Raw genomic sequence first — 21,516 nt, 5'->3', positions numbered from 1 at the left:
TGTAACAATATCATAATTAATAGGAGAACATTAAATGTTCCCCTATTAATTAATTACCAATTTGTTTTGCTACCTCTTCAGCAAAATTTTCTTCTTTCTTCTCTAAACCTTCTCCAACCTCAAATCTAACAAATCTTCTAATTTTTAAATTTTCACCAATTTTAGAAATGTTTTCATTTAATATATCTTTTATTTTCATACTAGGGTCTTTTATAAAGTTTTGCTCTAATAAACAAATTTCTTCATAAAACTTGCCCATTCTACCCTCAACCATTTTTAGAGCTATATGTTCCGGTTTACCTTCATTCATAGCTTGTTGAATTAGAACGTGTTTTTCTCTTTCAGCTACATCTTCAGGCACATCCTCTTTACTTACATATTTAGGATTTGCAGCTGCTACCTGCATAGCCATATCTCGCACGAAATCTTTAAATCTATCAGTTTTAGCTACAAAGTCAGTTTCAGAATTTATTTCTATTAAAACTCCTATTCTACCACCATGTATATAAGAATCAACTAATCCTTCAGATGCTATTCTACCAGCTTTTTTAGAAGCGGAAGCAAGTCCTTTTTCTCTCAATAAATCAATAGCTTTTTCTATATTTCCTTCAGTTTCAACTAAAGCATTTTTACAATCCAACATTCCCGCGCCTGTTTTTTCTCTTAATTCTTTAACTAATGATGCAGTTATATTCATACCAATATCTCCTCCAATTGTTAAAAATGGTAAGTGCCTAAATGAAATTTACTTAGACCCTTACCCTTATGTTTACTCTTCTACAGATTCTATTTGTTCTCCTTGCTTTCCTTCTAGTACTGCATTAGCCATAGTTTCAGTTAATAATTTAACTGCCCTTATAGCATCATCATTACCTGGGATTACAAAGTCAATTTCATCAGGATCACAATTAGTATCAACTATAGCCACAACAGGAATTCCAAGTATATGAGCTTCTTTAACAGCTATTCTTTCTTTTCTTGGATCAACTATAAATAAGACATCTGGTATCTTATCCATGTTTTTAATTCCACCTAAAAACTTTTCAAGTCTTTCTTCTTCATGTTTTAAGTTGATAACTTCTTTTTTAGGTAAAAGATCAAATATACCATCTTCTTCCATTTTAGCTAATTCATGTAATCTATCAATTCTTTTTCTGATAGTTTTGTAATTAGTTAGCATACCGCCTAACCATCTTTGATTTATAAAATGCATACCAGATCTCTTAGCTTCTGACTCAATAGCTTCTTGAGCTTGCTTTTTAGTACCTACAAAAAGTACTTCTCCACCATCAGCTACAACATCTCTTATGAAATTATAAGCTTCTTCTACCTTTTTTACCGTTCTTTGTAAGTCAATAATGTAGATTCCATTTCTCTCAGTAAAAATATATGGTGCCATTTTAGGGTTCCATCTTCTAGTTTGATGTCCAAAATGCACTCCTGATTCTAATAAACCTTTCATTGTAATTACTGACATACGATCACCTCCAAGTTTTTTTCTTCCATTCCCATCATCTATTGAAGGGCCCATATAAGGGACTTACTTCTAATATTAAGGAATGTGTATAATCACTATAGTAGTATAACATATAGTGATTTTAAAAGCAATAATTTTAATAATAATTATCGTGCTTATTTAGTAGCCTTATCTAACTCTTCTATAAGTTTATCATTAAGGATTTTTATGTGTGTTCCCTTCATCCCTAGAGACCTTGATTCTATAACACCAGCGCTTTCAAATTTTCTTAATGCATTTACAATTACTGAACGAGTAATTCCTACTTTATCAGCAATTTTACTTGCCACCAAAAGTCCTTCCATTCCATCAAGTTCATTGAATATATGCTCCATAGCTTCTAGTTCTGAATATGATAAAGTTCCTATAGCCATTTGCACTACTGATTTTTTTCTAGCTTCTTCTTCTATTTCTTCAGTTTTAGATCTTAAAATTTCCATACCTACTATTGTAGCACTATATTCAGCTAAGATTAAATCCTCCTCGGTAAAATCTTTTCCAAATCTAGCTAGAACCAATGTACCTAGCCTTTCTCCGCCACTTAATATAGGAATAATTGTGGCCACCTTATCAGCGTGATTGCAAGGTTGAGACTCTTCAAATATACAGGTTTCAAATTCACTAATATTTTCTTTTGATTCCGTTATAGTTAAGAGATTGTCGTTGTAGGCTTTAGGAAAAGAATGAGTTTTTACTACTTGAGACTGAACTATATCACATTCAAATCCTTCAGCTAATTTATAGCCCAATACTCTACCTTTCTTACTAGCTATATATACATTAGCTTGTAATATATCACTTAATTTTTTACTCAATTCTAAAAAAGATACAGGATCTGATCCATAATTTTGTAATGTTTTATTTAATCTTCTAGTTTTCTGTAATAGTCCTTCCAAATTACTTCCTCCTTATATTGTAATACCAAATATCCTTTATATCTCAATTCTGAATATTCTATATATAGAATACTACACTTATCAACAAAAGTATACATTTTTATTTATTGTTTTCTTTTTCAATATATCCACATTCTTTGTTTATACATTTAATGGTAGTTCCTTTTTTAGTTCTTTTAATTACCATATATCCTTTACAATTTGGACATTTCTTATTTACTGGTTCATCCCAAGATACAAAATCACATTCTGGATATTTACTGCACCCATAAAATATTCTTCCTTTTTTAGATTTTTTCTTTATTATTTCACCTTCACATTTTGGGCATTTTACATCTATAGTTTCAATAATAGGTTTTGTATTTTTACATTCAGGATATCCTGGACAGGCCATAAATTTACCGTATCTACCAGTTTTAACAACCAAATTTCTTCCACATTTTTCACAAATTTCATCTGTAATTTCATCTTTAATTTCTATTTTATCAATTTCTTCCTCTGCTTTTATTAATTCTTTATTAAAATCTCCATAAAAATCTTTTACAACTTTCTTCCAGTCATATTTTCCTTCTTCAACATCATCTAATTGATTTTCTAGTTCTGCAGTAAATTCTTCATTTATAATCAAATCAAAATACTCAGTTAAAAGATCATTTACTAAAATTCCTAATTCAGTTGGAAAAAACGATTTATTTTCTAAAACTACATAGTTTCTCGCAAGTATAGTTCCTATTGTAGGAGCATAAGTGCTTGGTCTTCCTATTCCTAATTCTTCTAATGTTTTAATTAAAGAGGATTCAGTAAATCTAGGAGGAGCTTGAGTAAAATGTTGATTTTCATTTATATCTTTTAATATGAGTTTATCACCTTTTTCTAAACTTGGTATCTTCATATCTTTATCCTTGTCATCCATGTTAGAATAAACTTTCAGAAAACCTGAAAATATTAATTTAGATCCAGTACCCTTAAAGATATAGTTATTGCTAAGTATATCAACGCTTATAGTTTCATAATTTGCAGGTGACATTTGAGATGCTATAAGTCTATTCCAAATCAAATTATATAGTTTAAATTGATCTTTTGATAGAAATGCCTTAACTTCTTTGGGGATTCTTAAAATTCCAGTAGGTCTTATGGCTTCATGAGCATCTTGAGACCCCTTTTTCTTTTTACCTCCATAAGTTTTACCCCCATTAGAGAATTCTTTCCCAAATGTTTCTATTATATAAGTCTTAGATAAATCTATTGCACCTTGAGATATTCTTGTAGAGTCTGTTCTCATATATGTTATAAGACCAACCGTTCCTTCTTTTCCTAAATCAATTCCTTCATAAAGTTGTTGTGCTACACTCATAGTCTTTTTAGTAGTAAATCCAAGTCTACTAGAAGCATCTTGTTGTAGTGTACTTGTTGTATATGGTGCATAAGGATTTCTCTTTCTGTTTCCTTTTTTAACATTATTTACTATAAAGTTTTCCTTATCTAGGTCACATATAACCCTATCTACATCTTCTTTACATTTTAATTCTATTTTTTCTTCCTTTTTATTTACTAGTTTACCTGTAAATTTAGCTTCAAACTCTTCTTTTTCTTTTTTTAATAAAGCAATTATACTCCAATATTCTTCAGGAATAAACTCGTCTATCTCTTCTTCTCTATCACAAATTAATTTTGTAGCTACAGATTGAACTCTACCTGCACTTAAACCTTTTCTAATCTTTTTCCATAAAAGAGGACTTATCTTGTAACCTACTAATCTATCTAAAACTCTTCTAGCTTGTTGTGCATCTATTAAGTCAAGATTTAATATTCTAGGGTTTTTTATAGCGTTTTTTACAGCATCCTTTGTAACTTCATTAAATTCAACTCTTACCTTGTCATTAAGATCAATTTTTAAAATATGAGCTAAATGCCACGATATAGCTTCCCCTTCTCTATCAGGGTCAGTAGCTAAATAAATTTTATCTGCTTTCTTAGCTTCTTTTCTGAGTTCATTAATCACAGGTCCCTTTCCTCTAATATTTATATATTTTGGTTCAAAATTATTCTCAATATCTATACCTAATGTACTTTTAGGTAAATCTCTAATATGTCCAACAGAAGCCAATACTTTATATGACCTTCCCAATATTTTACCAATTGTCTTAGCCTTTGCTGGAGATTCAACAATTACTAACTTTTTCGCCATACATACACCTCCATGCATTACACTAGGGCAAAAATTCTATTATCTAATTCTTTTATTAGTCCTTTTAATTCTAAGATAGTAAGTATACTTGTTACACTTGAAATATTTATTCCTGTTCGATAAGAGATTATATCACAATGTGTAGGCTTTTGTCTTATAATTTCTATTATTTTACTCTCAGTATCACTTAATTTTGTAAAATCTATAGTTTTTTTAGATAAATTTTCATTAAGCATATTTTGTTTTATCCTATCTATTGTTTCCAATATATCATCCATTTCTAAAAGTGGTATAGCTCCATCTTTAATAAGTTTGTTAGTTCCTTCACTATATATACTATTAATGTTTCCGGGAAGAGCGAATACATCTTTTCCTTGTTCCAATGCATGATGAGCAGTTATAGATGTTCCCGATTTCTCTTTAGCCTCTATAACAATAAGCCCTAAAGATAAACCAGTTATTATTCTATTTCTTTGAGGAAAGTTGTAAGGCATAGGTTTAGTTCCCAAGGGAAATTCTGTAAGTATAGCTCCATGGTTTACTATTTCCTTATATAGAAATTCATTTTTTTTAGGATAATATACATCTATTCCGTTACCAAGTATCCCAATAGTTCTACCACCTTCTTTTATAGCAGTTTTATGCGCAATAGTATCTATACCAAGTGCTACTCCACTTACAATTGTCACTCCTAAATTCACAAGTTCTTTTGTAAACTTTTCACAAGCCCATATTCCATATGATGTAGATTTTCTAGATCCTACAACTGCTATCGATAAATTATCTTTCTCTATTATATCACCCTTTTGATAAAGAACATAAGGCTTATCATAGATATTTATTAAGCTTTCAGGATACTCTTTGTCCAATACAGTTATAGTATCTATATCCAATTCTTTTAATCTAAACAATATATCATAGATAAAATCTTTGTTTCTAGTCTTAAGAATTTTATGTAGACTTTCCTTTCTTATATCTGGTATACTTAACATTTTTTCAGAACTTACTTCTAATATTTCTCTTATATCTACAAAATAGTGTTCTAATTTTGAAATATTTTTACTTGTTATGCCTATATTATTTAACCATATAAAGATATCTCTACATTTTAAATTTTCCATAAATATTACCCCCAATATTTATTGTTTAAAGTTCTATATCTTATAGCTTCTAATATATGATTATCTTCTATATCATCCTTTCCCTCTAAATCCGCAATTGTTCTCGCTACTTTAATAATTTTATTATAAGTTCTTGCACTAAATTTATATTTTTTAAATGCCATCTCCATAATACTTTCCGAACTCTCTTTAAGAGTACAGTGTTTTTTCATATCTTTATTACCTATTTGAGAATTACTGTATATTTTATCCCTTTTAAATCTTTTAATTTGAATTGTCTTTGCAGCATTGACTCTATTCCTAATCATATTTGAAGTATCAGCTTTACTAGTATTTTTAAGTTCATCATAATTTACAGGTTGAACTTCAAAATGTATATCTATTCTATCTAATAAAGGAAAGCTAATCTTACCTAAGTATCTATCTATATCTCTTTGAGAACATGTGCATTCATGTAGTGAATCTCCATAGTATCCACACGGACATGGATTCATACTTGCAACAAACATAAATTTTGCTGGGAATGAAAGGCTTGAATTTACTCTAGCTATATGAACTACTTCATCTTCCATAGGTTGTCTTAGAACTTCCAATACATTTTTAGAGAATTCTGGCAATTCATCTAAAAATAAAACCCCTTGATGAGCTAGGGAAACTTCTCCTGGTCTTGGAGTTCTTCCACCACCAATCAGGGCTATACTTGAACATGTATGATGAGGAGCTCTAAATGGCCTTTGGGTCATCAACTGGTGGGAAGATAAAAGTCCAGATATACTATATATTTTTGTAACTTCAATTGACTCTTCAAAACTAAGCTCAGGAAGTATAGTTGGTAGTCTTCTTGCAGCCATAGTTTTTCCAGATCCAGGAGGACCAATTATAAGCATGTTATGAGAACCAGCAGCTGCTATTTCTAATGCTCTTTTTAATCCTTCTTGACCTTTTATATCATAGAAGTCTAAATCAAACTCTTCTATAATCTTAGAAACATTTTCATCTTCTGAAAAAGGTTTTATCTCTAATTCTTCATTTAAAAAACTTATAGCTTCTTCTAAGGTTTTTATAGGTATTATCTCTATATCAGATATAAATCCGCATTCATTTTTATTGTTATATGGAATTATACATCTTTTTATATTTAATTCTCTCATAGAGATTACCATAGGAAGAAGTCCATCTACTTCATTTATTTTTCCATCTAATGATAGTTCACCTAAGAATATAGTATCTCTAAAATCACTTTTCTTTATAATTCCATTAGAAATTAATATTCCTATTGCAATAGATAAGTCTATTTGCGAACCTTCTTTTTTAAGATTTGCCGGTGCTAAATTTATAGTTATCCTATTTAAGGGAAATTCATATCCACTATTTTTTATTGCTGCTCTAACTCTTTCCTTTGATTCTTTAATAGATGCATCTGGTAGTCCAACAATGTTAAAAACAGGCATCCCCCTTGCTAGATCAGTTTCTACTTCAATTATATGACCATCTAACCCTTGTAAAGTACAAGTCTTTATCTTAGAATACATATATCCCCCTCTTTTCTGAGAATGTATTTTATACTCCCTTATTAAAGTATTATATAAGTTATTTTAATTAAAGACAAAAAGCATTTTCGATATGATTGATTTTTATACACTTTTCTAAATATATTTCTATAATATCATATCTAATCTGAATATTATTTATTTTTTTATGTTTTATATATATATTTGATGTATTTATAATCTTTCTTTGTTTTTTTAAATTTACTGCTTCATAAGCATATCCAAAATTTGTGTTCGTTCTAGTTTTAACTTCAATACAAACTATTATATTTTTATCTAAGGCTATTATGTCAATCTCACCTAGTTTGGTGGTATAATTTAATTCCAAAACTTTATATCCCTTAGCTATTATATATTCTTTAGCTAAAGACTCACCATATTTTCCTTTTGAAAGATTAGTTTTCATAAATATTACCTCTTTATTTTATAATTCTTTTTAAAAAAGATTTTCTATGCATAGGTGTTACACCTAGTAAATTTAGTTTTTCTCTATGTTCCTTTGTCCCATATCCCTTATGCTGTTTTATATTATATCCTGGAAATTCTTCCTCCCAGTCCATACAAAGTTTATCTCTATAAACTTTTGCAATTATAGATGCACATGCAATTCCATGGGACTTGTCATCTCCCTTTATTATTCCTATTTGAGGGATATCCATATATACAGTTTCAGCATCAATTAAGAGATAGTCTGGTCGTATACTTTTACCCAATTTATCTACTATATTTTCAACTGCAAGTTTCATTGCAAGTCTTGTGCTTTCTTTTATATTTATTTCATCTATCATTTTAGAATTTACTCTTCCAATTCCATAACCTATTGCATTTTCTATTATAACATTATATAGATATTCTCTTTTTTTAGCAGAAAGCTTTTTAGAATCTTTAACTCCTTCTATTTTTAAACCTTTTGGAAGTATAATAGCACACGCCACTACATCACCTAGTAAACATCCTCTTCCAACTTCATCTATACATGCAATGTTTTTATATCCCTTTATATGAAGTCCATTTTCAAAGCTATTCAATCCTATCGCCTACACTTGGAAGCTCTAAAGTTATGTTTCCTATTGTACCTTTTCTAAATTCATCTAGCACTATTGTACTTACTTTGGTATAGTCTATTTCTCCGCCTCTGATTTTACAACCTCTTTTCGAACCGATTTCTTCCATTACTTCTAAAGGAGACTTATTTCCTATACCTATATTATATCTCTTTTCGAGATTAGTAGGATAGGTTTTCATCAATATTTCAATAAGATTTAAAGCTAAAGTCTCTATATCTAATATTTCATCCTTTATAGATCCTATAAAAGCTAAGTTAAGTCCTACTTTTTTGTCCTCAAATTTGGGCCAAAGTATTCCAGGAGTATCCAAAAGCTCGAGTCCTCCTTTTGTTTTAATCCACTGATTCATCTTTGTAATACCTGGTTTATTTCCAATCTTTGCTCCTTTCCTTCCTGAAAGGCTATTTATAAGTGTAGATTTACCTACATTAGGAATTCCAAGAATCATAACCCTAATAGGCTTGTTTTGAACACCTTTAGCTATATAACGTTCTCTCTTATCATTTGTTTTTTCTAAAGAAAGTTTTATAAGTTCATCTATTCCCTTTCCTAAAAGTGAATTCATAAATATAGTAGATATATCTTGTTTTTCAAAATGTTCTTTCCATAACTTATTATCTCTACTATTAGCTAAATCAGATTTATTTAATATTGTAATTCTTGGTTTGTTTTTAATAATATCATCTATTATAGGATTTTGGCTGCTAAAAGGGATTCTAGCATCTAAAAGCTCATATACTATATCAACCATTGAAAGATTTTTTTCTAAAGATTCTTTTGTTTTTTTCATATGACCTGGATACCAATTAATATTCATTTTATCATCCTCTAAATATATATAAAAATTGGGACTATATAGTCCCAATTTGAATTAATACATTTTCTTTTCTTTAACTTTTGATGCTTTACCTTGTCTATCTCTTAAGTAGAATAGTTTAGCTCTTCTAACTTTACCTTTTCTAGTAACGACAAGTTTATCAATTCTTGGTGAATTTAGAGGGAATGTTCTCTCCACTCCAATACCATAAGAAAGTCTTCTTACTGTAAAAGCCTCACTAGCTCCTCCACCTTGCATCTTTATAACTGTACCTTCATAAACTTGTATTCTTTCACGAGTTCCTTCTATAATTCTATAATGAACTTGAACAGTATCACCTACGTTAAACTTAGGCATATCATCTCTTAGTTGCTCATCTTCTATCATTTTTATTATATCCACTGTTCAAAACCTCCCTTCTTTCTTAGATGTTCTTGCTACTTAGGCAGAGGACCATCCATATTACATATCTTAGGTATTATAACATATGGAAAAATCCAATTCAACTATTATTATCCTGTTCTTGTTGTATAAGTAATAGTGAATCTTTATCTTCTTTAGTTAAATTTACATTTTTTAACAAATCAGGTCTTTTTATAAATGTAGCTTTTAAAGACTCATATCTTTTCCATTTTTCAATCTTGCTATGATTTCCAGAAATTAATATATCTGGTACTCTTACTTCATTAAAAACTCTAGGTCTTGTATACTGAGGATGTTCTAATAAACCACCATAATGTGATTCATCCATATAAGACTCTTCCCCTTTTAAAACATTGGGTAATAGTCTAACCACTGAATCAATAATTACCATAGCGGGAATTTCGCCTCCCGTTAGAACGTAATCTCCTATGGAAATCTCTTCATCTATATAGTTTTCAATAATTCTATTATCAATACCTTCATAATGTCCACATAATAATATTAAATGTTCTTCTTTAGAAAGATTATTAATAACTTCTTGATTTAATTTCCTACCTTGTGGAGATAAATATATAACCCTGGATTTTTTTGTCTTTATACTATTTATAGCATTATATATAGGTTGTGGACTCATAACCATTCCAGGACCTCCTCCAAAAGGATAATCATCAACTTTTCTATGTTTATTTGTAGAAAAATCTCTTATGTTTATGAGTTCAAGATTTAAGATATTTTTATCTATTGCTCTTCCTATAATACTCCAATTCGATAGATTTGAAAAAAACTCAGGAAATAAAGTGAGTATATCTATTTTCATTCTATCATTCCTTCGATAGGATCTACAATTATTCTTTTTTCAATTACATTTACTTCTTTAATAAATTCTTTAACAGCAGGTATCAGATATTCTTTATCTTTGTCCTTTATTATATATACATCGTTGCTAGAATTTTGCAATACATCTTTTATATATCCTAAAGAATTTCCATTTATATCAAATACTTTACAGTCTATCAATTCATATATAAAATAATTATCCTTAGGTAGTTTAACTTTATCTTGTTCATCAATAAAAATAAGTTCATCTTTAAAATGCATAACTTCATTTATATTATCAAAACTCTTTAACTTTAATAAAACCATGTCCTTATGATATTTTGCACTCTCTATTTCCATAGATAGTTTTTCTTTACCTATATAAATATTCTTAAGTTTAGAAAATCTTTTTATATCATCGGTATAAGGATATACTTTTATATCCCCTTTTATTCCATGGGTATTTACTATCTTTCCTACAACGATATATTCCATATTCACACCTACCATTAATTTAAATGAAAACAAGAGTAATATTACTGTATGATTTCAACTACTATCCTTTTATTTTCCTTGATCGCTGCTGCTTTTACAACTGTTCTAATAGCTTTAGCAATCCTACCTTGTTTTCCTATTATTTTTCCCATATCTTCATCAGCTACTTTGAGCTCTATAATAACAGATTTGGAACCTTCTATTTCATTTACACTTACTTCTTCAGGATTATCTACTAGTGATTTTGCAATATATTCTACTAATTCACCCATAGTTTGCACCTCCTAGAATTATTCTTCAGTGTTTTCCTGCTCTTTTTCTTGTTCATATACCCCACTTAATTTAAATAGTCTATCTACACTATCAGTTGGTTTTGCACCATTTCCCAACCAGCTTTGAGCTCTTTCATTATCTATTTTAACAGTTTTAGGCTCAGTTAACGGATTATAATATCCAATTTCTTCTATAAATCTACCATCTCTTGGAGAACGAGAATCAGCTACTATTATTCTATAGAATGGAGATTTTTTAGCACCAATTCTTTTTAATCTTATCTTTACAGCCATCTTTTTCACCTCCTTTAAATATTATTATATATTAGAAAAAGGGTAAGCCGAATTTCCCTTTTTTCTTCATTGTTTTTTCCATTTCAGTAAATTTTTTCATCATTTTTTTGGTTTCTTTAAATTGTTTTAATAATTTGTTTACTTCTGGAATAGTTGTTCCACTACCACTTGCAATTCTTTTTCTTCTACTGCTATCTATAATTTCAGGGGTTTGTCTTTCCTTTTTAGTCATAGATTTTATAATAGCTTCTATTCTTCCTATATCTTTTTCATTTACATCCAGACCTTTTAAAGCTTTGGCATTCATTCCAGGAATCATACCCAATATCTGGTCTAAAGGCCCTAAGTTTTTCATCTGCTCTAATTGATCAAGAAAGTCTTCAAATGTAAATTGAGATGTTCTAATCTTTTTTTCAAGTTCCATAGCTTTATCTGCATCAATATTTGCTTGAGCTTTTTCTATAAAACTTAAAACATCTCCCATTCCTAAAATTCTTGAAGCCATTCTATCTGGATGGAATGGTTCTAACTCATCTAATTTTTCTCCCATACCTACAAATTTTATAGGTTTATCTGTTACAGCCCGTATCGAAAGTGCTGCACCACCTCTGGCATCACCATCAAGTTTAGTTAATATAACTCCGGTAATACTAAGTCTTTCATCAAATGATTTGGCTACATTTACTGCATCTTGTCCTGTCATAGCATCTAATACTAGTAGTATTTCATCGGGATTTACGGCTTTGTGTATGTTTTCTATTTCATCCATAAGCTCTTCATCTATATGAAGTCTACCAGCTGTATCTATAATAACAACATCATTGGCATGTTTTTTAGCATGTTCCATAGCAGCTTTAGCAATATCTACTGGATTATGTTTGTTTCCCATACTAAATACAGGAACCCCTACTCTTTCTCCTACTACTTCTAACTGCTTTATAGCAGCTGGTCTATATACATCGCATGCTACTAAAAGAGGTCTCTTTCCTTGCTTTTTAAAATTATTTGCAAGTTTTCCTGTAGTAGTTGTTTTACCTGCACCCTGCAATCCACTCATAAGTATAACTGTTGGAGGAGTAGATGAAAAATTTATTTTTACCTCTGTTCTTCCCATTAAACTAGTTAGCTCATCATTTACAATTTTGATCACTTGTTGTCCAGGAGTTAAACTTTTCATAACTTCATTGCCTATAGCTCTTTCTTTAACCTTTTTAATAAAGTCTTTTACAACTGTAAAGTTGACATCTGCTTCTAAAAGTGCAAGTCTTACTTCTCTCATAGCTACATCTACATCTTTTTCCGAAAGCTTTCCTTTGCTTTTTAATTTACCTAGTGCATTTTGAAGCTTTTCAGATAAACTTTCAAATACCATCAATTACCGACCTCCCTACTATTTTTAAGTATTTTTCGTCCGGTATTTTCGATTTTTTCTATTTTAAACAATATATCTTTTGAAGCAATCTTATCTTTATCTTTTAAAATAGTTAATATATCTCTTGAAATTTCTATTATAGACTTTATAGCCAAAGTATTTTTTTTGAATTCATGTACTAGACCTAAGTTTTCTTCATATTCATATAATTTTTTTTCCGCTCTTTTTAATGTATCATATACACCTTGACGCGTTATATCTAGCTCTTCTCCTATTTCAGCTAAAGATAAATCATGAATATAAAATAATTCTATTACACTTATTTGTCTAGAACTTAAAAGTTTACCATAAAAATCAAATAAAATTCCAACCTCAACTACTTTCTCAACCATTATATCACCAACTTAACAATAGTGTCAAGTCTTTTGCTTGACACTATTTATATTAGTATATATTCTTTTATTTGTCAACTATTTATTCAAAAAGTGCGTCTACAAAATCATTAGAATTAAATTCTTGTAAATCATCTATTCCTTCTCCTACCCCTATAAGCTTTATTGGAAGACCTAATTCTGATTGTAATGCTATAACTACTCCACCTTTTGCAGTACCATCTAATTTAGTAAGTGCAACTCCTGTAATATGGGCTACTTCTTTAAATACCTTAGCTTGATTAATTGCATTTTGACCAGTAGTAGCATCAAGTACTAATAAAACTTCTTTTGTAGCATCTCCATATTCTCTTTCTACAATTCTAAATATTTTATTTAATTCTTGCATTAAATTAGACTTATTATGAAGTCTTCCAGCTGTATCACATATTAATATGTCAGTTTTCCTAGCTTTTGCAGCATGAATTCCATCAAATATTACAGCAGCAGGATCAGCCCCTTCTTTATGTGCTATAAATTCCACTCCTGATCGATTGCTCCATTCCTCAAGTTGTTCAATTGCAGCTGCTCTAAATGTATCAGCAGCTGCAATAAGAACTTTTTTCCCATCTTTTTTAAAGTTATTTGATAATTTACCTATTGTTGTTGTTTTTCCCACTCCATTTACACCTACTACAAGCATAACAGCAGGACTTGGTTCTATATTTAATGAATTATCTTTTACTGATTCCTTCATCATTAGTTTTATTTCATCTTTTAGTAAATCTTTCACTATTTCAGGATTATTTATTTTTTCTCTTTTTACTCTTTCTCGAATTCTATCGATTAGATCCATCGTAGTATTTACTCCTACATCAGCAGTAACTAATATCTCCTCTAAATCTTCAAATAATTCTTCATCAATTTTTTTATAAGATGATAAAACTGCACTAATTTTATCAGACATTTCTTTACGTGTTTTACTTAATCCTCCAAAGAGTTTACCTAAGAAACCCTTCTTTTCATTTTCAAAATCTTTTTCTTCAATCTCTTCAATTCCTACATCAGATAGCGTTTCTATGTTCTTTTCATTTTCAACTTCTTTTTCTACGTATTCAATTGATTCCTCTGTTTCTTTTAAATCTAAATTAAAATCCTTATCTTCTTCTATTACTATATCTTCTTGAGATTCTTCTATGTTTTTATTTTTGAATTCTTCTATAATTTCTCCCTTCTCAACTTCTTTTTGTTTCTTTTCTTTTTTGTTTTTATCTTTGTTAAACCAATTAAACATTTTAATCCTCCTAGCTTACTAGTTCATTTTTATTTTCTTTCAATTTCATAGAAATAATTCTACTAATTCCTTTTTCTTCCATAGTTACTCCATATAATACATTTGCAATTTCCATAGAGGTTTTTCTATGGGTTATTAAGATAAATTGGGTATCATCATTAATCTTTTTTAAATAAGATGTGTACCTACTAATGTTTGCATCATCTAAAGCTGCATCAATTTCATCTAATATACAAAATGGTGAAGGCTTTACTTTTAGTATCGCAAATAAAAGTGCAACTGCCACTAAAGATTTTTCTCCACCTGATAACAAACTAAGACTTTGAAATACTTTTCCTGGAGGCTTAACTTTTATTTCTATTCCAGATTTAAGTATATCATCTTCTGTGTTCTCTAGTTCTAAAATAGCTGATCCTCCATTAAACAATTCAGAAAAAACTTTAGAAAAATTATTTTTTATTTCTTCAAAACTATTTAGAAAGTTTAATTTCATTTCTTTTTCCATATCTCTTATTATATCCTTTAAGCTTTCTTTACTTTCTATTAGATCATTATGTTGAGTTTCCATAAATTCTAGTCTTTGTTTAACTTCTCTATATTCTTCTAAGGCTCCTAAGTTCACATTTCCTAAATGTTTTATTTTTTCTTTTAAAAGTTTAATTCTCTTTCTAGACTCTTTAATATTATCTATGGATCGTTCTAATAAAAATGCTTCTTCTATATTTAATTTATAATCAGCTAATAATTTTGAAGTTATATTCTCTCTTTCCATTTCCAATCTAGAGAGTTTTAAATCTTTATCATTTTTATTTCTTTCTAGAGTACTTATGTTTTCGATCAATGTTTTTATAATTGTTTGTTCTTTATAAAAATTATTCATATATTTGTCTTTATCTTCAACTTTAATTTCAATATCATTCTTTAAATTTACTTCTTCTTTAAATGATTCTTGCATGGAGGTTTCAGAAACTTGTTTATCTAAAATAATTTTCTCTAAATCTTTTTTAACCACTATTATTTCTTTAAGTTTTTCTTCTTTTAAAAGTTTATTATTGATCTTTTTTTGTTTAAGATTTTTCACTTCGTTTTTATAGTTTAATAGTTTGCTTTCTATTAGTTTTATAGAAAGTTTTATCTCACTAATGTCTTTATAAGCTTTTTCTCTGTTTTCTTTACATATTGTCAAGCTATCTATATTAATTTTAACATTTTCTTTTAACTCCTCTAATCTATCTATATCTATTTTCAAAATAATTTTATTTTGTAAAGTTTTTTCTAAATTTGCTCTTGAAGAATTTATTAGTTCTTTAATTTGACATCTTGTTTTTTCTAAGTTTTTGCCAAAGAATTCTTCTTCATTTTTAAAAGTTTTTTTATCATTTTCAATATTTCTTAGATTAATATTATCTATCTCTATATTATTTTTTAATATATCAATTTTTTCTTCAATTAATTTAAATTCTTTTTGAAACACTAAGTTTTCAGTTCGTAAATTAGATAAATCAACTTTTAAATTACTTAATATTTTTTCCATATTTTCTATTTTAACTTTTCTATTTATAATGTTTATATTATCCTTATAACTTCCACCGCTCAAAGAACCACCTGGATTTAAGAGTTCTCCTTCTAAGGTAACTATTCTATAACTATTATTAGTCTTTTTAGCAAATTTAATAGCATTGTCTATATTGTCTATTACTATAGTCCTACCTAGTAATGATTTAAATATATCTTCATATTTTTTTTCATATTTTATTAATCTATGAGCTAGACCTAAAACACCTTGTTTTTTTACGTTTTCCATATCTATAGCTAATTCGTTCCCTTTAATTGTATCTATAGGTAAAAATGTAACTCTTCCCAACTTATTTGTCTTTAAATAACTTATCATAGATTTAGCATTTTTTTCATTATCTACTACTATATTTTGAAGATTTCCTCCTAAGCTTATATTTATAGCTATTTCATATTTTTCATTTACAGATAATAAATCTGCTACAATACCATGGAACCCTTTATTTTCTAAATTATTATCTTTTAATGCTTTAAGCAAGTTTTTAACACTTTTATAGTAACCTTCATAACTATTTTCCATGGTTTTATACAGTTTATAACCTGAACTTATTCTTTCAATTTGCATCTCTAATTCTTTGATTTTTTGGAAATTTTCATCTATCTTTTCCTTAATCTTATTATTTTCAAGTCCATATATCTCTTTATCTTTAAATAATCTTTCTTGATTTAACTCAATAGTTTTTTTATCATCATTTAACTTTTGTATGTTTTCTGATATTTTTTTTATCTTTTCATAAAGTTTTTTTTCTTCATCTTTTAACTCAAGTATTTTTTTATCACTGTTTAGAGATAGAGAATCGATATTGTTTAATTCTCCTTTTTTATCTGCTATTTTTTCATAAAGTAAACTTATTTCATTTTTTTTATCATCTATATATTTTTCTGTATCTATTGATTTTTTATCAATATAATTAAATTGCTTTTCTTTTATTTCATATTGTGAAATTAATTTATTATGTTCGCTAGATGATAAGTCTATATGTTCACTTATTAATATTAGCTCTTTGTTTAGGATAATATCTTCATCATCCATATCTTTTAATTCTTCACTAATCCTAGATAGATCTTTTTTGCAGAAATTTTCCTTTTCTAATAACAATAACACTTTATTTTTAGATTCTTCTTTTAATCTTATTATATCTTCTCTTTTCTTTCTTAAAAGTTCTATTTCCTTTTCTCGATTATCCATATTTTCTTTCAAACCATCAAATATATTTTGTTTTTTTAATTTTTCTTTTTCTTTTTCTTCTATTTCTTTTTCAACCTGCGTTTTATCCTTTATTATTAGGGCCTTTTTATCATCTATTACTTTAATATCTTTAATATAAATATTAGTTTCTAAATCTTTTAGTTCATTAAAAATATTTATAAATTCAGTTGCTTTTTTGGAGTCTTTTTCCAATCTCTTATATTGAGCAGATATTTCATATATTAAATCATTTATTCTAATCAGATTTTCTTCGGTATTTTTAAGTTTTCTTTCAGCTTCTTCTTTTTTTGTTTTATATTTTATTATTCCTGCAGCTTCTTCAAATATATTCCTTCTATCTTCAGGCTTATTACTAAGTATTTCATCAATCTTACCTTGTCCAATAACAGAATATCCATCTTTTCCTATTCCTGTATCCATAAAAAGGGATCTTATATCTTTTAATCGACATGAGTTTTTATTAATATAATACTCACTTTCACCTGACCTAAACATTCTTCTAGTTACAGCTACTTCATTATATTCAAGTGGAATTATACCATCTTTATTATCAAAGAATATAGTAACTTCAGCAAAACTTAAAGCTCTCCTTTTGTTGGTTCCTGCAAATATAACATCTACCATATTACTACCTCTAAGACTTTTTATGCTTTGCTCTCCTAAAACCCACCTAATAGCATCAGAAATATTGCTTTTACCACTTCCATTTGGACCTACAATAGCTGTAATGTCATTTTTAAATTTAATTTCAGTTTTATCAGCAAAGGATTTAAACCCTTGTATGTGGATTTTTTTCAAATACAAACTAAACACTCCTATTTTTTATTCATTTGTTTTCATTTTTTGTAAATATCTTTCCATATATTCATTTATATTTATTTTATCATAGTGTTTATCAATTATAATAATAATTTCATTTTGTTTCATATCTTTAGAATAAATCTTAATTTTATTGAATTGATGTTTTTTTTGTAAGTAAGATATGTTTTCTGATTTTTGTCCTGCTAAATTTGAAATATTTTTATTTGAAGCAAAAATTTCAAGCGTTTTTCCTTTAGTATTAATACCACTTATACGTATGTAATTATTTAAAACAATTCTATAGATATTAGCTTCGACTAATTGCTTAAATGCAGGATGAAATGGACCATCTATTACATCTTTTCCAAGTTGGATGTTTTCTGTAGGTTGAAGACCTACTCTTATTACATTTATATTGTTAACATAAAACGCCATAAGTAAAGGGGTACATATATCTATTGCTTCCTTTAAACTAAGTGGATTATAATTATTTTCTAAAGCCATTTTTTCTAGATAAGTATCTTTTATAACTAATGTGGGATATATTCTAACACACTTTGGATTTAATTTTATAAAAATTTTTGCAGTATCTAATGATCTCTCAAGGGTATCTCCAGGGAGACCTACCATCATTTGTAAGCCTAGATTAAACTTATAATCTTTTATAAGTTTAACTGCCCTATATACATCCTTTGATGAATGGCCTCTTCCACTTTTATCCAAAACTTCATCATTTAAAGATTGTACACCAAGTTCTATAGTATCAACTTCATATTCTTTTAAATGTGTTAAAATAAAGTCATCTATAGCATCAGGTCTAGTAGAAAGTCTTATCTCATCTATTATCCCTTCTTTTTTGTATTGAAGGGGAACTTTTAAAAGATCCTTTTGAACATTTATATCTATAGCCGTAAAACTTCCGCCATAAAATGCAACTTCTATAAAAGAATTCTTTTTAAAATATGATAAATATCGTTTAATAGTCTCTTCTACATCTTCAGTTGTTATATCAGTAATTGAACTTGCTATCTTTCTTTGATTGCAAAATATACAATCATGAGGACAACCAAGATGAGGAACAAATATAGGTATAATATAGTGTTTACTCATTTTGATCACCTAATAAAGATAGTGCTTGTTTTGCCGCCATTTGTTCCGCTTCTTTTTTGTTCCTTCCTTTTCCACTACCCAATAGTTTTTCGTTAAAAAAAACATTCATAAAAAATATTTTATCATGTTCAGGGCCTTCTTCTTTCAAAATACTATATTTTATTTTAGAATTAGCCTGTTTTTGATATTTTTCTTGTAATTCAGTTTTATAGTCTGAAAACAAATCTCCATTTGCTACTGCTTTTACAATATCTTTTTCAAATTTATCTAATAAACATTCATTAGTTGTTTTAAAGTCACTATCCATATATACAGCACCTATTATAGCTTCAGTAGTATCGGCTAGTATGGATTCTCTTTCCCTTCCTCCAGTAGATTCTTCACCTTTGCCAAGTAAAAGATAATCCCCTACACAGATTTCTCTTGCAACATATGCTAATGAAGATTCACACACTACCTTTGCCCTAATTTTAGTAAGTTCTCCTTCAGAATAGTTTGGATACTTTTTATATAGATATTGACTAACTATTAAGTTTAATATTGCATCACCTAAAAATTCAAGCCTTTCATTGCTACTAATTATTCCAAGTTTATTTTCATTTGCATAGGAAGTATGAGTTAGTGCTATGGTTAAATTTTTTTTGTCTTTAAATGAATAATTTAATTTTTCTTCTAGAGTTTTTAATTTTTTTTCCATTTCATCAACTTGTCTCATAGTAATTCCTCCAAGTTTAGAAAAGTTAATAAAAGTACTGGAGTACTTTTATTAACTTTCATCGTCTAATTTTTTTGATATTTCTTCTAAAGCATCTGATACAGTCTTTATGTTAGAGACATCTTCATCATTTATTTCCAAATTAAATTGATCTTCAAATGCCATTATCAGTTCAACTAAATCCAATGAATCTGCATTCAAATCATCTTGAAAATTAGTATCTAAATTTACTTTTTCAACATCTAAATTAAACTGTTCACTAATTATTTCTTTTATTTTATTTTCCATCTTATTCCTCCTATATTTAGATTTAATCTTTTATTTGTATTTTGTTTTCAATGATTTTTATTACATCTTTTTCAATAAAGTTTATTAATTGCCTTATCCCATTTTCTATAGCTAATGCATCTGAACTTCCATGTGCCTTTACAATAGGTTTTTGAGTTCCTAATAGAGGTGCGCCTCCATATTGCCTGTAATCTGTCTTTTTCTTAAGATTTCCTAATCCTTCTGTAATCAAAAGTGCTGAAATTTTAGAAAAAATATTAGTAGTAAATATAGTTTTTAATTCTGCTAATAAAAAAGAAGCAACCCCTTCTGTCAATTTTAATATAACATTTCCTACAAATCCATCAGCTACTATTACATCTATTTCACCTAGCGGAAGATCTCTTGCTTCTATATTGCCTATGAAATTTATCGGAGCATTTTCTAAAAGTAAATAGCTTTCTTTTACAAGCTGATTTCCTTTTCCTTTTTCATCTCCGATACTTACAAGACCTACTTTAGGGTTTTTTCTATCTAAGATATGTTCCATATAAACTGAACCCATTATTCCAAATTGCTCCAGGTATTCAGGTTTTGAATCTACATTTGCACCTGCATCTACTATCAGTGAAATTCCTTTACTTGTGGGATATACAGATGTAAGGGCTGCTCTTTCAATACCATTTATACGTTTTATTATAAAAAGCCCTCCTGCAAGCAATGCTCCAGTATTTCCCGCAGATAAAAATCCATCTCCAAGACCTTCTTTTAAGGCTTTAAGACCTACTACCATTGATGAATCTTTTTTTCTTCTAATAGCTAATGCAGGATCGTCAAAATTTGTAATTATCTCTCCAGCATGAAGTATTTCTATTTTACTTTTATCATAAGTATATGACTCTAACTCCTTTTTTATAATCTCTTCATGACCTACTATAATTATATCTATATCAAATCTTTTTATGGCATTTATGCACCCTTTAACTATTTCTATGGGAGCATTGTCTCCTCCCATACCATCTACAATTATTTTCATATTTATCCTCCCGATTAACCCTTACTTATTTAAGCTGTTAATATTTAATATATACGAGCTTAAACAAAAAATCAATATATAATTAAAAGAAGATAGTGGATATCCACTATCTTCTTTTAATTATTCAACACTCATTACTTCTTTGTTTCTATAATAGCCACATGACTTACATACCCTGTGAGGTAATTTCTGCTCATGACATTGTGGACATTCCATACTAGTCTTTTTGTTTAATGTATAAGAAGAAGCCCTTCTCTTGTCCCTTCTAGCTTTAGAAGTTTTTCGCTTTGGTACTGCCATTTAAAACACC

General features: G+C 28.4%; 23 protein-coding genes. All 23 read right to left on the bottom strand.

Translation table 11 applies throughout. The annotated features are described in order from the left end of the window. Nucleotides 1-49: 49 nt before the first annotated feature. Nucleotides 50-697, bottom strand: a complete 648-nt coding sequence (tsf, locus tag TICRE_RS11670; RefSeq protein WP_075728274.1) for a translation elongation factor Ts — start codon at nt 695-697, stop codon at nt 50-52. 72 nt (nt 698-769) lie between these two features. Then, nucleotides 770-1,477 carry a 30S ribosomal protein S2 gene (gene rpsB, locus TICRE_RS11665; RefSeq protein ID WP_075728345.1) on the bottom strand — a complete coding sequence of 236 codons (708 nt, stop codon included), beginning with the start codon at nt 1,475-1,477 and terminating at the stop codon, nt 770-772. A gap of 155 nt (nt 1,478-1,632) precedes the next feature. Continuing rightward, the gene (gene codY, locus TICRE_RS11660; RefSeq protein WP_075728272.1) at nt 1,633-2,412 is read right to left on the bottom strand and encodes a GTP-sensing pleiotropic transcriptional regulator CodY; all 780 of its coding nucleotides are present in this window, start codon (nt 2,410-2,412) and stop codon (nt 1,633-1,635) included. A 100-nt stretch (nt 2,413-2,512) separates the two neighbouring features. Continuing rightward, the gene (gene topA, locus TICRE_RS11655; RefSeq protein WP_075728270.1) at nt 2,513-4,600 is read right to left on the bottom strand and encodes a type I DNA topoisomerase; all 2,088 of its coding nucleotides are present in this window, start codon (nt 4,598-4,600) and stop codon (nt 2,513-2,515) included. A 17-nt stretch (nt 4,601-4,617) separates the two neighbouring features. Then, on the bottom strand, nt 4,618-5,721 hold the full coding sequence (gene dprA, locus TICRE_RS11650; RefSeq protein ID WP_075728268.1) for a DNA-processing protein DprA: 1,104 nt from the start codon (nt 5,719-5,721) through the stop codon (nt 4,618-4,620). Nucleotides 5,722-5,726: 5 nt separating this feature from the next. After that, nucleotides 5,727-7,253 (bottom strand): YifB family Mg chelatase-like AAA ATPase, encoded by a 1,527-nt coding sequence (locus tag TICRE_RS11645; protein WP_075728266.1) that lies wholly within the window; start codon nt 7,251-7,253, stop codon nt 5,727-5,729. A 67-nt stretch (nt 7,254-7,320) separates the two neighbouring features. Continuing rightward, nucleotides 7,321-7,677 carry a YraN family protein gene (locus TICRE_RS11640; RefSeq protein WP_075728264.1) on the bottom strand — a complete coding sequence of 119 codons (357 nt, stop codon included), beginning with the start codon at nt 7,675-7,677 and terminating at the stop codon, nt 7,321-7,323. 13 nt (nt 7,678-7,690) lie between these two features. Then, the gene (locus TICRE_RS11635; protein WP_075728262.1) at nt 7,691-8,299 is read right to left on the bottom strand and encodes a ribonuclease HII; all 609 of its coding nucleotides are present in this window, start codon (nt 8,297-8,299) and stop codon (nt 7,691-7,693) included. Continuing rightward, entirely contained in the window at nt 8,292-9,155 is an 864-nt protein-coding gene (gene ylqF, locus TICRE_RS11630; protein ID WP_075728260.1) for a ribosome biogenesis GTPase YlqF, read from the bottom strand. The genes TICRE_RS11635 and ylqF overlap by 8 nt, the downstream gene beginning before the upstream one ends. A 54-nt stretch (nt 9,156-9,209) precedes the next feature. Continuing rightward, nucleotides 9,210-9,557, bottom strand: coding sequence for a 50S ribosomal protein L19 (rplS, locus tag TICRE_RS11625; RefSeq protein WP_075728258.1), 348 nt, complete (start codon nt 9,555-9,557; stop codon nt 9,210-9,212). Nucleotides 9,558-9,657: 100 nt separating this feature from the next. After that, nucleotides 9,658-10,395, bottom strand: coding sequence for a tRNA (guanosine(37)-N1)-methyltransferase TrmD (gene trmD, locus TICRE_RS11620; RefSeq protein ID WP_075728256.1), 738 nt, complete (start codon nt 10,393-10,395; stop codon nt 9,658-9,660). Continuing rightward, the gene (rimM, locus tag TICRE_RS11615) at nt 10,392-10,889 is read right to left on the bottom strand and encodes a ribosome maturation factor RimM (RefSeq protein ID WP_075728254.1); all 498 of its coding nucleotides are present in this window, start codon (nt 10,887-10,889) and stop codon (nt 10,392-10,394) included. The genes trmD and rimM overlap by 4 nt, the downstream gene beginning before the upstream one ends. A gap of 41 nt (nt 10,890-10,930) precedes the next feature. Next, the gene (locus tag TICRE_RS11610; RefSeq protein ID WP_075728252.1) at nt 10,931-11,161 is read right to left on the bottom strand and encodes a KH domain-containing protein; all 231 of its coding nucleotides are present in this window, start codon (nt 11,159-11,161) and stop codon (nt 10,931-10,933) included. An 18-nt stretch (nt 11,162-11,179) separates the two neighbouring features. Further along, complete coding sequence (rpsP, locus tag TICRE_RS11605) at nt 11,180-11,455, bottom strand: 30S ribosomal protein S16 (RefSeq protein ID WP_075728250.1); 276 nt, start codon at nt 11,453-11,455, stop codon at nt 11,180-11,182. Between the two features lie 31 nt (nt 11,456-11,486). Further along, on the bottom strand, nt 11,487-12,827 hold the full coding sequence (gene ffh / locus TICRE_RS11600; protein WP_075728343.1) for a signal recognition particle protein: 1,341 nt from the start codon (nt 12,825-12,827) through the stop codon (nt 11,487-11,489). After that, nucleotides 12,827-13,219 carry a YlxM family DNA-binding protein gene (gene ylxM / locus TICRE_RS11595; protein ID WP_075728248.1) on the bottom strand — a complete coding sequence of 131 codons (393 nt, stop codon included), beginning with the start codon at nt 13,217-13,219 and terminating at the stop codon, nt 12,827-12,829. Before ylxM ends, ffh begins: the two co-directional genes overlap by 1 nt. Nucleotides 13,220-13,301: 82 nt before the next feature. Then, nucleotides 13,302-14,492, bottom strand: coding sequence for a signal recognition particle-docking protein FtsY (gene ftsY / locus TICRE_RS11590; protein ID WP_075728246.1), 1,191 nt, complete (start codon nt 14,490-14,492; stop codon nt 13,302-13,304). A 10-nt stretch (nt 14,493-14,502) separates the two neighbouring features. Beyond that, complete coding sequence (gene smc / locus TICRE_RS11585; RefSeq protein ID WP_075728244.1) at nt 14,503-18,081, bottom strand: chromosome segregation protein SMC; 3,579 nt, start codon at nt 18,079-18,081, stop codon at nt 14,503-14,505. A gap of 18 nt (nt 18,082-18,099) precedes the next feature. After that, entirely contained in the window at nt 18,100-19,188 is a 1,089-nt protein-coding gene (locus TICRE_RS11580; protein WP_075728242.1) for an elongator complex protein 3, read from the bottom strand. After that, nucleotides 19,181-19,903 (bottom strand): ribonuclease III, encoded by a 723-nt coding sequence (gene rnc / locus TICRE_RS11575; protein ID WP_075728240.1) that lies wholly within the window; start codon nt 19,901-19,903, stop codon nt 19,181-19,183. The genes TICRE_RS11580 and rnc overlap by 8 nt, the downstream gene beginning before the upstream one ends. A gap of 51 nt (nt 19,904-19,954) precedes the next feature. Beyond that, nucleotides 19,955-20,191, bottom strand: coding sequence for an acyl carrier protein (acpP, locus tag TICRE_RS11570; protein WP_075728238.1), 237 nt, complete (start codon nt 20,189-20,191; stop codon nt 19,955-19,957). Nucleotides 20,192-20,213: 22 nt separating this feature from the next. Further along, nucleotides 20,214-21,206, bottom strand: a complete 993-nt coding sequence (gene plsX, locus TICRE_RS11565; protein WP_075728236.1) for a phosphate acyltransferase PlsX — start codon at nt 21,204-21,206, stop codon at nt 20,214-20,216. Nucleotides 21,207-21,326: 120 nt separating this feature from the next. Beyond that, nucleotides 21,327-21,506 carry a 50S ribosomal protein L32 gene (gene rpmF / locus TICRE_RS11560; RefSeq protein ID WP_075728234.1) on the bottom strand — a complete coding sequence of 60 codons (180 nt, stop codon included), beginning with the start codon at nt 21,504-21,506 and terminating at the stop codon, nt 21,327-21,329. Nucleotides 21,507-21,516: the final 10 nt, after the last annotated feature.

The organism is Tissierella creatinophila DSM 6911 (assembly GCF_001940565.1).
Lineage (GTDB): Bacteria > Bacillota > Clostridia > Tissierellales > Tissierellaceae > Tissierella_A > Tissierella_A creatinophila.
Note: the sequence above shows the minus strand (reverse complement) of the source record. Positions and strands in the feature narration are given on the sequence as shown.

What these genes read in the sequence shown, in the direction of transcription:
- tsf (WP_075728274.1), bottom strand. Translation starts at nt 697, where the DNA reads ATGAATATAACTGCATCATTAGTTAAAGAATTAAGAGAAAAAACAGGC.
- rpsB (WP_075728345.1), bottom strand. Translation starts at nt 1,477, where the DNA reads ATGTCAGTAATTACAATGAAAGGTTTATTAGAATCAGGAGTGCATTTT.
- topA (WP_075728270.1), bottom strand. Translation starts at nt 4,600, where the DNA reads ATGGCGAAAAAGTTAGTAATTGTTGAATCTCCAGCAAAGGCTAAGACA.
- dprA (WP_075728268.1), bottom strand. Translation starts at nt 5,721, where the DNA reads ATGGAAAATTTAAAATGTAGAGATATCTTTATATGGTTAAATAATATA.
- TICRE_RS11645 (WP_075728266.1), bottom strand. Translation starts at nt 7,253, where the DNA reads ATGTATTCTAAGATAAAGACTTGTACTTTACAAGGGTTAGATGGTCAT.
- TICRE_RS11640 (WP_075728264.1), bottom strand. Translation starts at nt 7,677, where the DNA reads ATGAAAACTAATCTTTCAAAAGGAAAATATGGTGAGTCTTTAGCTAAA.
- ylqF (WP_075728260.1), bottom strand. Translation starts at nt 9,155, where the DNA reads ATGAATATTAATTGGTATCCAGGTCATATGAAAAAAACAAAAGAATCT.
- trmD (WP_075728256.1), bottom strand. Translation starts at nt 10,395, where the DNA reads ATGAAAATAGATATACTCACTTTATTTCCTGAGTTTTTTTCAAATCTA.
- rimM (WP_075728254.1), bottom strand. Translation starts at nt 10,889, where the DNA reads ATGGAATATATCGTTGTAGGAAAGATAGTAAATACCCATGGAATAAAA.
- TICRE_RS11610 (WP_075728252.1), bottom strand. Translation starts at nt 11,161, where the DNA reads ATGGGTGAATTAGTAGAATATATTGCAAAATCACTAGTAGATAATCCT.
- rpsP (WP_075728250.1), bottom strand. Translation starts at nt 11,455, where the DNA reads ATGGCTGTAAAGATAAGATTAAAAAGAATTGGTGCTAAAAAATCTCCA.
- ffh (WP_075728343.1), bottom strand. Translation starts at nt 12,827, where the DNA reads ATGGTATTTGAAAGTTTATCTGAAAAGCTTCAAAATGCACTAGGTAAA.
- ylxM (WP_075728248.1), bottom strand. Translation starts at nt 13,219, where the DNA reads ATGGTTGAGAAAGTAGTTGAGGTTGGAATTTTATTTGATTTTTATGGT.
- ftsY (WP_075728246.1), bottom strand. Translation starts at nt 14,492, where the DNA reads ATGTTTAATTGGTTTAACAAAGATAAAAACAAAAAAGAAAAGAAACAA.
- TICRE_RS11580 (WP_075728242.1), bottom strand. Translation starts at nt 19,188, where the DNA reads ATGAGTAAACACTATATTATACCTATATTTGTTCCTCATCTTGGTTGT.
- rnc (WP_075728240.1), bottom strand. Translation starts at nt 19,903, where the DNA reads ATGAGACAAGTTGATGAAATGGAAAAAAAATTAAAAACTCTAGAAGAA.
- acpP (WP_075728238.1), bottom strand. Translation starts at nt 20,191, where the DNA reads ATGGAAAATAAAATAAAAGAAATAATTAGTGAACAGTTTAATTTAGAT.
- plsX (WP_075728236.1), bottom strand. Translation starts at nt 21,206, where the DNA reads ATGAAAATAATTGTAGATGGTATGGGAGGAGACAATGCTCCCATAGAA.
- rpmF (WP_075728234.1), bottom strand. Translation starts at nt 21,506, where the DNA reads ATGGCAGTACCAAAGCGAAAAACTTCTAAAGCTAGAAGGGACAAGAGA.